A 12,543-nucleotide genomic window follows, 5' to 3' on the forward strand; every position below is an offset into this window, starting at 1 on the left:
TTCGAAGGTTTCTTATTTCAGTATCTTTAGCGAAAATTATAACATTATGAAATTGATTAGTAAAATAGGTTTAGGAGTTGTGATTTTAGCAGTAAGTGCTGTTAGCATTAATGCTGTTCAAGATATCCAAACAGATGAAGTTGTAGAGAGAAAAATAATAAACGATTACAACGTTTATGCATTGCCAATTCCAGAAAAAATGGATTTTGCTGGAGAAGAAGTTCCTTTACACAATCCTGATATTCGAGAAAGAATAGATAGAGAGTTGCTTGTAAATGCATATTGGCAATCTAATGGTTTGTTGTTGTTTAAAAGAGCAAATAAATATTTCCCGTTACTAGAACCTTTATTGGAAAAGTATGGCCTACCTGATGATTTTAAATATTTAGCAGTTGCTGAAAGTGCTTTGGAATATAAGAGTTCTCCTGCTGGCGCTAGTGGCATTTGGCATTTTATGAAAGGTACAGGTTTGGAATATGGACTTGAAATTAACGATTACGTGGATGAGCGTTACAATTTAGAAAAGGCTACCATGGTTGCAGCAGAATATCTTAAAAAGTCTAAAAAACGTTTTGGAAGTTGGACTATGGCAGCTGCATCATATAATGCAGGAGTAGGAGGTATGAATAAGCAGATTAGAAGACAAAAACAAACAGATTATTACGATTTGCTTTTAAATAGTGAAACCAGTAGGTATGTTTTTAGAATTATTGCTATTAAAGAAATTATGAGTAATCCTAAAAAATACGGCTTTAATTTTAGAGAAAAAGATTTATACCAAACGATCCCTACTTACAAAGTGATGGTTGATACTCCAGTTGAAGATTGGGCTGAATGGGTAAAACCTTATGGTATCAATTATAAAATTTTGAAAATTCACAATCCCTGGCTTAGAGATACATATTTAAAAAATGCTTCAGGAAAAGAATATTTTGTTGAAATTCCCGAAAATGGTTATTATCAATAATATCAATAAGGAGTAAAACTAAAAGAAAACCCGTAAAATAACGTTACGGGTTTTCTTTTACCACTAATTGTTGATTGTCTTCAATATTAAAGTTTTTAAGTAGGGTAATTCCGTTTAAAAAGGAATTTAAATTTAGTTGATAGGAAATCTCATACTTTTCATTGTAAGGGTGGAGAATACCTCTACGAACATCGACTATGCGTTTATTTTTGTCCATAAAAAAAGAAGTAGGGAAGCCTAAACTGTGCTTCATAACTTCAATAATATGGTTGTTCGTATTTTCTCTTTCGTCTATATATATGATGTTTATGTTTTTTGAATAGGCTTTTGCAACCTTGCGTACGTTTTCTTTGGAATCCCAAAATAGAATAACAAAATCAATAGTGTTTTTGTTTTCTTCGGCGATTTCATTCAATGCAGGGATTTCTCCTGAACCAGGTGTGCACCAAGAGGCATAGGTCATTAAAAACATGGGTTTTTCAAACTTATGAAGTTGAGTTTTCCTTCCCGATAATTTTCTAACCTTAAAGTTGTCTAAATAGCTACCGGTAACTACGTGCTTTATGAGGGAGTCAAATAAAAAGTCCGCACGTTTAAAATCCTGATTGTAGTACGCTTTTTCAGAATTCTTCGTGTATTTCTTAATATTCTTTCCGATTGCTTCAGATAAATACGTGCGTTGCTCAACCTGTGATTGAGCTAAAAAAGAAAATAAAAAGAGGAGATATAGTAGATTTCTACCCATAAGCATTTGCTTTGCTTAAAGGTAGTGAAAAAATAAAGTTTTAACAATACAATTGAATTAAGTTCATTTAAATTGTTAAAACTTAAAAAAAAGGTTGTTTGCTTATGTGAGGCTAGAAGCGTCTTCCTCCTCTTCCACGACCACCTCCAAATTGTTGTCTTGGCTGCCCCATTTTTTTCATTTGCTGTTTCATCATTTTAATCTGATCGTCTAGCATATTGTGTTTATCAAGTCTTTTAGCTTCTTCCATAAGCTTTTCAGCGTCTCTCTTGCGGTTTTTTGTCATCGCTATTCCAGCGAGATTTAGCTTTGTCATTGCCATGTCGGCGTCCATATTTAAACCTAAAGTTTCAGCTCTTTTAAAGTATTTTTCAGCCTCAACCATATTGGTTTGAGAAATCATCAACCCATTTAAGTAGTTGTAGTAGCCTTCTTGTTTTGGAACTAAAGCGCTTGAAGGGTTTTTAATTTTATCTAGCCAATTTTTGGCACCCGCAAAATCTTGTTTACGCAGTCTGAGAAATGCAAGTAGGATAATTTCATTTTTAAAATATAGAAAAACGAATATTAAAGAGAGGAGAATAAGCATAATTCCATTCCCAATATTTGTTTCTGTAAATTGCCATACTGCTGCTCCTATAATTAATGCAGCTAAAACTAGTTTTATGTTTTTGTTGAACATTTTATAATGATTTGTAAGTTATCGTAGATTTTAGCGTTGTCGGTATTTTTATATTATTCATTTCTAGCGCAATAGATACTCCTTCTAGTTGCTGAGTAACGGTCATCGTTTCAATGAATCCAGTAGCTGTATTTGTAACGGCTTTTGTTTTTTGATTGCCAGATAATTCCATAATTACAGAATCCTCAGTGGTATTTAGTTTAATTATCGCATCAGATTTAAGGTTGATGTTTGTTTTTGAGTAATTCATCAACTTCCAAGTGTTCTTCGCTGTAAAATCACCAGTGTATGTGTTTTCCCAAGTTTCATTAGTTTTTACAGACTTTTCAGGGTAAATAAATGTAAACTGTTGCATGCTTTCAACCATATCGTGATTGTTAAACTCCTTTTCAACACTCTTTCTCATCATTGCTTTGGTGAAATCATCTATTTCTTCAACATTATTTATCATACCTTCAACAAGGTTTTCAGTTCCAGTAATAGATTCTATTTCACCGGTAGGCAATAATATCATTTGAAATTTTGGTCCCACTAAGCCCTCAAAAATTTTTGCTTCTACATTGCCTTCCGTTGCAGGAATACTAGTGTCAATATCCGTTAACACACCGTATAGATTAGAGTCTAGTTTTAATTTAAATTTTTCAAAGTTAACATCCAATACAAATTTGCTACCTAAAACGTTTACAACTTCCATCTTAAAAATTCCGTATAAGGTATTGGTCATAAGGTGTTCGTTATTGTCAATATTTTGAGTTATATTTTGAATAGCGTTTTGCTCAATCATAAATACATCTCCTTTTTTAAAGTTGTATTGGATTTTTTCTTGTGCAGCTACACTGTATAAGTTTGCAAAACTTAAAAAAAAGAATAAGTAGTAGATTGATTTCATTGATTGAAAGTATGAGAATTTGTAAAGGCCGACAAAGGTATGAAAAACAAATAAAAATAAATTGATATTTAGATTTGGGAAAATAAAAATTGATTGTATATTTGCACCCGCCTAAGCAGATAAAAAGCTATGGTAAACACGCCCACTTTAAGTAAAGTGGTATTTAAAAAAAAATATTACAGAAGTTAAAGCATATTAAAATGAGTAAAAGAACATTTCAGCCATCAAAGAGAAAAAGAAAGAACAAACACGGTTTTAGAGAGCGTATGGCTTCTGTAAACGGAAGAAAAGTATTAGCTGCCCGCAGAGCGAAAGGCAGAAAGAAACTTTCTGTTTCATCAGAAGGCCGTCACAAAAAATAATGTTTATAAGTTATAAATAAAAAGGTGTTGTTTATCTAAGCAACACCTTTTTTTATACCCAAGAGCGTCGTAATTTTGCGACACTAAAAAAAAACCTTTTAAAAAATGCCTAAAAATCCCTCCATTAAATCCGTTTTAATTATTGGTTCCGGGCCTATCGTAATTGGACAAGCTTGTGAGTTCGATTACTCTGGTTCGCAAGCCTTACGTTCTTTGCGTGAAGATGGTATAGAAACTATTTTAATCAATAGTAACCCAGCCACAATTATGACCGACCCTTCAATGGCCGATCATATTTATTTACTACCACTTACAACAAAATCACTTATAAAAATTCTAAAGGAGCATCCTCAAATTGATGCAGTATTGCCAACTATGGGTGGGCAAACAGCATTAAACTTGTGTATTGAAGCCGACGAAAAAGGAATTTGGAAAGATTTCAATGTAAAACTTATTGGTGTAGATATAGACGCTATAAATATTACTGAAGACAGAGAGCAGTTTAGAGAATTGATGGAGAAGATTGGAGTAGGTATGGCACCACAGGCTACTGCAACCTCTTATTTAGAAGGGAAGGAGATAGCTCAGGAATTTGGTTTTCCTTTAGTTATTAGAGCTTCATACACTCTTGGTGGGGCTGGAGCGTCAATTGTTCATAAAGAAGAAGATTTTGACGAACTATTATCGCAAGGTCTAGAAATATCTCCAATTCACGAGGTAATGATAGACAAAGCTTTAATAGGCTGGAAAGAATACGAATTAGAATTGTTACGTGATAATAACGACAACGTTGTAATTATCTGTACAATTGAAAATATGGATCCAATGGGAATCCATACGGGTGACTCTATTACAGTTGCACCTGCAATGACACTAAACGATCGCACTTTCCAAAAAATGCGTGATATGGCAATTCATATGATGCGTAGTATCGGTGATTTTGCCGGTGGTTGTAATGTGCAGTTTGCAGTTAGCCCAGATAATGATGAGGAAATTATTGCAATTGAAATCAACCCTCGTGTTTCACGTTCATCTGCCTTAGCTTCTAAAGCAACAGGTTATCCTATTGCTAAAATTGCTACAAAACTTGCGATTGGTTACCACTTAGACGAATTAAACAACCAGATTACTAAATCTACTTCAGCTTTATTTGAGCCTACTTTGGATTATGTAATTGTGAAAATACCACGTTGGAATTTCGATAAATTCGAAGGTTCTGACCGTACTCTAGGGCTTCAAATGAAATCTGTTGGAGAAGTTATGGGTATTGGCCGATCTTTCCAAGAAGCACTTCATAAAGCTACCCAATCTCTTGAGATTAAACGAAACGGAATTGGAGCTGACGGAAAAGGATATACCAATTACGAGCAGATTCTAGATAAGTTGAAAAATGCTAGCTGGGATCGTGTTTTTGTGATTTATGACGCTATTCAAATTGGAATTCCATTAAGTAGAATTCACGAGATCACTAAAATTGATATTTGGTTCCTTCGTCAATATGAAGAGCTATTCCTGCTTGAAAAAGAAATTTCTAGTTACACTTTAGATACACTTCCAAGAGAATTGTTATTGGAAGCTAAGCAAAAAGGTTATGGGGATCGTCAGATTGCTCATATGTTGAAATGCTTAGAAAGCCAAATCTATACAAAACGTGAGGAGATGAATATTCAACGCGTTTATAAATTAGTAGATACTTGTGCGGCAGAATTTAAAGCTGAAACTCCTTACTATTACTCAACTTTTGAGAATGATATGCAGCGTGAAGGCGAGAAGCCTTATGCTGAAAATGACAGTATAGTAACCGACAAAAAGAAAATTATTGTTCTTGGTTCAGGTCCAAATAGAATAGGGCAGGGTATTGAATTTGATTACTGCTGTGTGCATGGTGTTTTAGCTGCTGCAGAATGTGGATATGAAACAATAATGATTAACTGTAACCCAGAAACTGTATCTACAGATTTCGACGTTGCTGATAAATTGTATTTCGAACCAGTTTTCTGGGAACATATTTACGATATTATTCGTCATGAAAAACCTGAAGGTGTAATCGTTCAGTTAGGTGGGCAAACTGCACTGAAACTTGCTGAAAAACTTGACAGATATGGAATCAATATAATTGGAACAACATATCAATCACTTGATTTGGCTGAAGATCGTGGAAGTTTCTCAAAACTTTTACAAGAAAATGATATTCCTTATCCAAGGTTTGGAGTAGCTGAAACTACAGATCAAGCGCTAAAACTTGCTGATGAACTCGACTTCCCATTGTTAATTCGTCCTTCTTACGTGTTAGGAGGTCAAGGGATGAAAATTGTAATCAATAAACAAGAATTAGAAGAGCACGTTGTAGATTTACTTCGTACTATTCCAAATAATAAATTACTTCTAGATCATTATTTAGATGGTGCAATTGAAGCCGAAGCAGATGCAATCTGTGATGGTGAAAATGTATATATTATAGGGATAATGGAGCATATAGAGCCTTGTGGAGTTCACTCTGGAGATTCTAACGCAACATTGCCTCCGTTTAATATTGGAGAATTTGTGTTACAGCAAATAAAAGATCACACAATTAAAATTGCGAAATCTTTGAAGACTGTAGGACTTATAAATGTGCAGTTTGCAATAAAAGATGATGTAGTTTATATTATTGAAGCAAACCCACGTGCATCTAGAACGGTACCATTTATTGCGAAAGCTTACGGCGAACCTTATGTAAACTATGCTACCAAGGTAATGCTAGGCCATAAAAAAGTAACTGATTTTGACTTTAACCCAAAACTTGAAGGATTTGCTATTAAGCAACCTGTGTTTAGTTTCAATAAATTCCCGAACGTAAATAAGCAACTAGGGCCTGAAATGAAAAGTACAGGAGAGAGTATCTTGTTTATTGACAGCTTAAAAGACGATGCTTTTTACGATTTATACGCAAGAAGAAAAATGTATTTAAGTAAATAAAACCTATTTACTTTTATTAAACATCTATTTTTTATGTTAATTTTTTTGCTTAAATTAGATAGTTAACCCGTCATTTAAAGCTTTTATGAATAAAATTACTTTGTTCTTATGTTTTTTAATCATGAATGTTCTCACTGCGCAGAATGTTGTGGAAATTCCATGGGGACAAGGGATTAATGAATCTGTAGCAAGTCCTACTATAGAAGTTGGAGATACAGTGTTATGGACTTGGAAAGATAATTCTCAAAAAAGTGTTAGCAGTATTTACGGAGGAAGTGAAGATTTTGATAGTGGGTTGTTAACCGGTTCAAAAAGTCGATTTTCACATACCTTCAATAAAACAGGGGTAACCGAATATCAAAGTCACGGCAATTCGACATTACAGGGCAAAATAACGGTAGTAAATAAACTTTCAACTGAAGATAAGTTTATTAAAAATCTGAACTTTTATCCAAATCCAGTAAAATCAGATTTGACTATTGCCTCAATTTTTAAAGTAGATAGTTATCAAATTTACAATGTTTTAGGATCCTTAATTTCTGAAGGAAAAGGAGGGGGTAATTACGTTCAAGTGGATATGAGGAGACTAAACAGTGGATTTTATTTTCTGAAAATAATTTCAGGAAGTATGCAAACAACTTTGAAGATTGCTAAAAAATAGACAACTAAAGATTAAATAATTAAAATTCGCCTCAGTTTAATTTCGGTTAAAATGGGGCGAATTTTCTTTTTCTACTTTTGTGATGAAATATTTTGTGTCTCCCCATATAGCGAATGAAGCATAGCGTTCAATATAGGTAACTTTAACATAGCTACCTTGATATTCTTTAAGCTTTTCAATAACTTCTTTGTCTTTGTCTAAAACCGAAAAAGAAAATATTTGAGCACCGCTAATCCCCTGACTTATCTCACCTTCCCAGGTTTTTATCGCCACTCCTCGGTTGCTAAATTTTATTAATTCACCCGCACGAGTTCCTTCACTATAAGGTACATAGTACAAAAATGCAAAGTATAGTATAAACAATGCTGTTAGACTTCCTAGAATTATGAATAGAATTTTTTTCATTGAATAAATGTACATAAATTATATGTGGACTAAAAGAGGATATTTATCAAAAAAATATTGTTATTTAACATTTCCGCCTTATTTACTCCTCAGAATTTTTCAATAATTTTTGATCAATATTTTTACTTGTAATTGCCCCGAGCTTTTTTAACTTTTCAACTCTTCTCACTAAATTTCCTTTCCCTTCAAGTTTTACCAAGGCATTGTCAAAAGAGCCTTGAACGGTACCTAGTTGTCTCTTTATCTTGTTTAGCTCATCTAGTAAACTCACAAACGAATCATAAAGTCTACCAGCTTCTGTTGCTATTTCTAGGGTATTTTTCTTCTGGTTGTCGTTCTCCCATAAGTTTTCTACCAAGCGTAAGGCTGCTAAAAGCGTGGAAGGTGTAACAATCATAACTTTTCGTTTAAAAGCTTCTTGGTATAAATTTTTTTGATTGGCAACTGCAATTGCAAATGCTGGTTCAATAGGAACAAACATAAATATGGTATCTGGGCTATCATTAATAGCGTGATAATATTTTTTCTCGCTTAGAGTAAGGATGTGTTTTTTAATGGAATCAATATGTTTCTTAAGATAAACAGGCTTGATCTTTTCATCTTCCTCTGAAACGTATCTTTCAAAATCGGTAAGGGAAACTTTACTGTCGATTATCATTTTCTTACCATCGGGAAGATGAATAATTACATCGGTTTGTAATCTCCCGCCATCAGGATTATCATGACTATCTTGAATTGTATATTCGCGGCCTTTCTCTAACCCCGACTCTTCTAAAACCCTGGATAAAATCATTTCACCCCAATTCCCCTGAATCTTCGAATCGCCTTTTAATGCCTTAGTAAGATTATCGGCTTCTTGACTAATTTTAATGTTTTGCTCATTTAGTATTTGAAGTTGTTTCCCTAATTCTGCATGTGTTTTTACGAAATCGATATTGTTTTTCCCGACTTTCTCTTCAAACTCCTTAATTTTTTGATTTAATGGCTTGAGTATTCCTTCAATATTCTCTTTGTTGGTTTCAGTGAATTTTTCGGTTTTATCAATCAAAATTTTATCGGCTAAAACTGAAAATTTTGCTTCAAAGTCCTTCTCGAAATTTTTAAAACGTTCCTTCTCCTTATTTAATTCGGCATAGAGTGAATCATACTCAGCACTTTGACGAGATAGCTGAATATTCAGCTGTTCTTTTTCTTTTTGTAAGTTTTCTTTATCAGAAGTAAGCTTATTAAATCTTTCATTTAATTGATCTTCCAACTTCTTAGAATTAAGCAGTCTTTCTTCAAATTTACTAGTTTCAACTTTGTTTTTTAAGCGAGCAAAATAACCACCAATTAATGCTCCAATAAACAGGCAAGCTACTGCAATAAGTAAGAATACAAGGGTTTCGTTCAATTTTGTAGAATTAAGTTATGTTGTAAAGGAAGTTTCAGTTTTTTTTGATTGTGAATAAAGATAAGAAGTTAAAAGTAATCGGAAATATTAAAACTTATTAACTTTTAATAATGAAACGTCCTGTTTCTCTATCAAAATCAATGGTTTCTTTTGGAAATAAAGCATCGAATTTCCCTAACTCTATTAATTTACACGGACTTTCAAAATGGTTTTCATCATTTGCCATTACCAACATTTTATCTGTCAGCTGAATTGCCAAATCTATTTCGTGCGTAGAAAAGAATATCGTTTTTTGGGTTTCTGAAGCTAGTTTCTTTAATAATTTAAGAACATAGGCCCGATGATAAAGGTCGAGATGTGTTGTTGGTTCGTCTAGAATTATTATAGGAGTATCCTGCGCTATTGCTCGTGCTATAGCCACTCGTTGCATCTGTCCATCACTTAGTTCAAAACATTTTCGATGGGCTAGTGTAGTGGTTTCAGTTGCTTCTAAAGCGAAATTTATAGCATTTTTATCTTCTACTGTTATCGTGCCAATCCAGTTGGTGTAAGGTTGCCTTCCCAGGGATATCATTTCTAAAACTGATAAGTTTTTAGAGGCTGGGGCTTCAGTTAATACAACGCTTAATTCAGTTGCAAGTTCAAAAGAAGTATAGCTGTTAATGTATTTTTCCTTCAGAAGCACATCGCCTCTTAAAGGGGTTTGCATTCCAGTTAAAGTACGTAAAAGTGTAGATTTTCCAATGCCATTGGCACCTACAAGCCCGACTAATTCGCCTTTTTTAATTGAAAAGTTAATGTCTTTGGCAATTACAGAATCCCTCTTTTTGTTGGAGTAGCCAACAGCAAGATTTTTAGCTTCTAAAATGATATTTTTTTCTACCGAAGCCATTAAAAAAATAGTTTTCGTTTACGTACTAAAAGCCAAATTACCACCGGAGCGCCTATTAATGAGGTTATTGCATTAATTGGTAAAGTGAACTCGCTGAAGGGTAATTGAGCAATAGTGTCGCAGATTAGCATTAACAAACTCCCACAAAGTAAAACAGCCGGAAGTAAAATTAGGTGATTTGAAGTTTTGTAAAACTGTCGCACCAAATGCGGTACTGCTAAACCAACAAAGGCAATCGGACCAACAAATGCCGTAATTCCTCCTGCCAAAATACTTGTTGCTAATATGATTATAAAGGTTGTTTTTTTTATGTGAATTCCCATACTTTTCGCATAGTTTTCACCTAATAATAGCGCGTTTAAAGACTTACTGCTTATGATGCTTAAGATTAGCCCAGCGAAAAAACAAAGGCTTAATATAGTAACACCTTGCCAAGATTGATTTCCTAAGCTGCCAAACGACCAAAAGATATACTGCTGTAATTGTTCTGCATTACTAAAATATGAGAGTACCGAAACTACCGCTGTAGTAACACTCCCAAACATAAGTCCGATAATTAAAATAGCCATAGTATCCTTTATTTTGAATGTTACAGCTAACACTGCCAACAACACTAAAAAGCTACCTAAAGCAGAAGCGATAACTAAGCTCCATTGGCTTAGTAACATTGTTCCAAAAAAGCCTCCAAATGCACTTGCGCCTAAAATTAAAATAGCAACTCCTAAGCTTGCTCCACTGCTTAAACCTAAAACAAATGGACCTGCTAGAGGATTTCTAAATAAGGTTTGCATCAACAATCCCGAAATTGCTAATCCGCCTCCTGCTAGCATTGCTGTAATTGCTTTTGGGAGTCGATAATCAATTAATATATATTCCCAAGTAGTTTTTGTTGAGCCATTTCCAACGAATACTGAAATGATTTCTTTAAGTGGAATTGAAACAGAACCCATACTCAAATTAACCAAAAATGCAGCGAGCAGTATGAGTAGAAGTACCAAAAAATGAATTCGATATGATGGCGAAGTCTGCATTAATTTAGTTTATCGAAAAAATGAAATTTATGATTTGGCAACATTTCAGGATGTAGAATTTTAATCAAATCCTTTAGCACTAAGTCTGGTCTATTTGGAGCTAATTCGTAATAAATTACACCTCCCTTTTCACCTTTTTTCATACTATAGGAATATACTTCCCCAGTTTTATAGGCTTTGAATTGGGCGTAAGCTTTACTGCCTTCTTTTAACTCTTCTAGAGAATTAAACTGCGCTGGACCAATCCAAAAATCTGCTTCAATACCTCTGTCTAACACCGATTCTAAACTTAAAGAAAGGCTTCCAGTTCCTTCAGAATCTCTCCAGAGGTAATCTCCGTTAGCATCTTGTATAAACTGTGCTCCCCAACTATTTCCCTGTGGCATATACCAAACATCTTTGTACATAGCACCACTAATTACGGTGGGCTTGTTTTTGGCTTCAGAAGCTAAATTCTTAGCTGAGATATATTCCGATTCAATTTTATTGAAAATGCTGTCGGCTTCTTTTTCTTTGTTGTAAAGTGCTCCAAAAAACTTTATCCATTCAGCTTTTCCTAAAGGAGAAACCTCTGTCCAATCTGAATTATAAAGAACAGGAATTCTTGCATTTTGTATTGTTGAAAACGCAGAATTATTACCATCAACGGCAAAACCAATAACAGCATCGGGGGAAAGATCGATAAGAATTTCAGTGTTTATGTCTTCGTTTTTACCCAACTCCTTAATTTCATTGTTTGAAATTCGTTTTCTAGTCTCTTCAGAAGAAATATAATTTAAATTAGGAAAACCGATTAGAGAATTTGTTTCTCCTAACATTTCTAAGGAAGGAATGTGAGTAGTAGAAGTTACAACTATTTGCTTTATAGGAATTTCAACCACTGCATCATAGTTTTCTTGATTTGGAAGGGTGGCATTTCTTTCAACTAAAGCATAGGTGAAAGTTTTATCTGTTCCTGGCCAAGGATTTTTTAAAGTGATTGTCTTATAACCTTCGAATGCTTTAATTTCAAAGCCCTTAGCATATTTTACTTCCAGTTTTTTGCCTTCAACTGAAACACTTTCTATAGATTCTTTAGTTTCATTTTTACAAGAGATAAATACTAAAGTGAAAAAGAATAAAACAATAAGATTTTTAAAACTTGGCATTATTGGCTATTTAAAGTTTTCGAGATGCGCAAAGGTATCATAAAGTTGTAGAAAGAATCAATAGCTTATTTTTTAAAATAGTATTCAAAAATACCAATCTTTAATCTTTACAGTAATTTCTTTTCATCGCTGAAATTAACGACTATCTTTGCATCGAATTTTGGTGAGCATATTTAAAAGTGCTCTTAAAAGGGAAATAGGTAAACGATTTTAATGCTTTTTACTCGAATGTTTAATTCGGCATTATAAAGATAACAATAATCCTATGCTGTTCCCGCAACTGTGAGTCGGCCTTAATACAATTTAAGGCGTGCATACTTCAAAACCACTGTCTTGATAATTTTTAGGATGGGAAGGTAGCACAAAAGACAAGCCAGGAGACCTGCCAGATTCATAACATAAAAACATCA

Annotated in this window: 12 protein-coding genes and 1 riboswitch; of the genes, 4 read left to right on the forward strand and 8 right to left on the reverse strand. The window is 33.8% G+C overall.

The features are described 5' to 3' along the window. Window positions 1-46: 46 nt before the first annotated feature. Window positions 47-967, forward strand: a complete 921-nt coding sequence (locus K8344_RS03405) for a lytic transglycosylase domain-containing protein (protein ID WP_237606885.1) — start codon at window positions 47-49, stop codon at window positions 965-967. 43 nt (window positions 968-1,010) lie between these two features. Here the strand turns inward: K8344_RS03405 and K8344_RS03410 are convergent, their stop codons facing one another. The 3 genes from K8344_RS03410 to K8344_RS03420 form a co-directional block, all read right to left on the reverse strand. Continuing rightward, complete coding sequence (locus tag K8344_RS03410) at window positions 1,011-1,712, reverse strand: TlpA family protein disulfide reductase (protein ID WP_237606886.1); 702 nt, start codon at window positions 1,710-1,712, stop codon at window positions 1,011-1,013. Between the two features lie 112 nt (window positions 1,713-1,824). Then, window positions 1,825-2,394 (reverse strand): DUF2892 domain-containing protein, encoded by a 570-nt coding sequence (locus K8344_RS03415; RefSeq protein WP_237606887.1) that lies wholly within the window; start codon window positions 2,392-2,394, stop codon window positions 1,825-1,827. Window position 2,395: 1 nt separating this feature from the next. Further along, window positions 2,396-3,283: a DUF6263 family protein gene (locus K8344_RS03420; RefSeq protein ID WP_237606888.1), complete on the reverse strand. Its 888-nt coding sequence runs from the start codon at window positions 3,281-3,283 to the stop codon at window positions 2,396-2,398. Window positions 3,284-3,483: 200 nt separating this feature from the next. Here K8344_RS03420 and rpmH point away from each other — a divergent pair, with 200 nt between their 5' ends. The 3 genes from rpmH (at window position 3,484) to K8344_RS03435 (ending at window position 7,264) form a co-directional block, all read left to right on the forward strand. After that, on the forward strand, window positions 3,484-3,645 hold the full coding sequence (gene rpmH / locus K8344_RS03425; protein ID WP_139856453.1) for a 50S ribosomal protein L34: 162 nt from the start codon (window positions 3,484-3,486) through the stop codon (window positions 3,643-3,645). A 105-nt stretch (window positions 3,646-3,750) separates the two neighbouring features. Next, window positions 3,751-6,603: a carbamoyl-phosphate synthase large subunit gene (carB, locus tag K8344_RS03430; protein WP_237606889.1), complete on the forward strand. Its 2,853-nt coding sequence runs from the start codon at window positions 3,751-3,753 to the stop codon at window positions 6,601-6,603. A 121-nt stretch (window positions 6,604-6,724) separates the two neighbouring features. Beyond that, entirely contained in the window at window positions 6,725-7,264 is a 540-nt protein-coding gene (locus K8344_RS03435; protein WP_237606890.1) for a T9SS type A sorting domain-containing protein, read from the forward strand. A 36-nt stretch (window positions 7,265-7,300) separates the two neighbouring features. On the opposite strand, the gene K8344_RS03440 is transcribed toward K8344_RS03435, so the two are convergent. The 5 genes from K8344_RS03440 to K8344_RS03460 form a co-directional block, all read right to left on the reverse strand. Then, a complete protein-coding gene (locus K8344_RS03440; RefSeq protein WP_165149914.1) occupies window positions 7,301-7,669 on the reverse strand; it encodes a 6-phosphogluconate dehydrogenase in 369 nt (122 codons plus the stop codon). Between the two features lie 82 nt (window positions 7,670-7,751). Beyond that, a complete protein-coding gene (locus K8344_RS03445) occupies window positions 7,752-9,062 on the reverse strand; it encodes a DNA recombination protein RmuC (RefSeq protein ID WP_237606891.1) in 1,311 nt (436 codons plus the stop codon). A 97-nt stretch (window positions 9,063-9,159) separates the two neighbouring features. Then, window positions 9,160-9,954 (reverse strand): ABC transporter ATP-binding protein, encoded by a 795-nt coding sequence (locus tag K8344_RS03450; protein ID WP_237606892.1) that lies wholly within the window; start codon window positions 9,952-9,954, stop codon window positions 9,160-9,162. Continuing rightward, window positions 9,954-10,985, reverse strand: a complete 1,032-nt coding sequence (locus K8344_RS03455; RefSeq protein ID WP_237606893.1) for a FecCD family ABC transporter permease — start codon at window positions 10,983-10,985, stop codon at window positions 9,954-9,956. Before K8344_RS03455 ends, K8344_RS03450 begins: the two co-directional genes overlap by 1 nt. Further along, a complete protein-coding gene (locus tag K8344_RS03460) occupies window positions 10,985-12,133 on the reverse strand; it encodes an ABC transporter substrate-binding protein (protein ID WP_237606894.1) in 1,149 nt (382 codons plus the stop codon). The genes K8344_RS03455 and K8344_RS03460 overlap by 1 nt, the downstream gene beginning before the upstream one ends. A gap of 144 nt (window positions 12,134-12,277) precedes the next feature. After that, window positions 12,278-12,537: riboswitch (cobalamin riboswitch) on the forward strand. Window positions 12,538-12,543 lie beyond the last annotated feature (6 nt).

Origin of the sequence: Aequorivita xiaoshiensis, from assembly GCF_022008395.1 — a bacterium.
Classification (GTDB): domain Bacteria; phylum Bacteroidota; class Bacteroidia; order Flavobacteriales; family Flavobacteriaceae; genus Aequorivita; species Aequorivita xiaoshiensis.

Coding starts and splice junctions, on each gene's coding strand:
- K8344_RS03410 (WP_237606886.1), bottom strand. CDS start 1,712: ATGGGTAGAAATCTACTATATCTCCTCTTTTTATTTTCTTTTTTAGCT.
- K8344_RS03420 (WP_237606888.1), bottom strand. CDS start 3,283: ATGAAATCAATCTACTACTTATTCTTTTTTTTAAGTTTTGCAAACTTA.
- K8344_RS03405 (WP_237606885.1), top strand. CDS start 47: ATGAAATTGATTAGTAAAATAGGTTTAGGAGTTGTGATTTTAGCAGTA.
- carB (WP_237606889.1), top strand. CDS start 3,751: ATGCCTAAAAATCCCTCCATTAAATCCGTTTTAATTATTGGTTCCGGG.
- K8344_RS03435 (WP_237606890.1), top strand. CDS start 6,725: ATGAATGTTCTCACTGCGCAGAATGTTGTGGAAATTCCATGGGGACAA.
- K8344_RS03460 (WP_237606894.1), bottom strand. CDS start 12,133: ATGCCAAGTTTTAAAAATCTTATTGTTTTATTCTTTTTCACTTTAGTA.
- K8344_RS03415 (WP_237606887.1), bottom strand. CDS start 2,394: ATGTTCAACAAAAACATAAAACTAGTTTTAGCTGCATTAATTATAGGA.
- rpmH (WP_139856453.1), top strand. CDS start 3,484: ATGAGTAAAAGAACATTTCAGCCATCAAAGAGAAAAAGAAAGAACAAA.
- K8344_RS03440 (WP_165149914.1), bottom strand. CDS start 7,669: ATGAAAAAAATTCTATTCATAATTCTAGGAAGTCTAACAGCATTGTTT.
- K8344_RS03455 (WP_237606893.1), bottom strand. CDS start 10,985: ATGCAGACTTCGCCATCATATCGAATTCATTTTTTGGTACTTCTACTC.
- K8344_RS03450 (WP_237606892.1), bottom strand. CDS start 9,954: ATGGCTTCGGTAGAAAAAAATATCATTTTAGAAGCTAAAAATCTTGCT.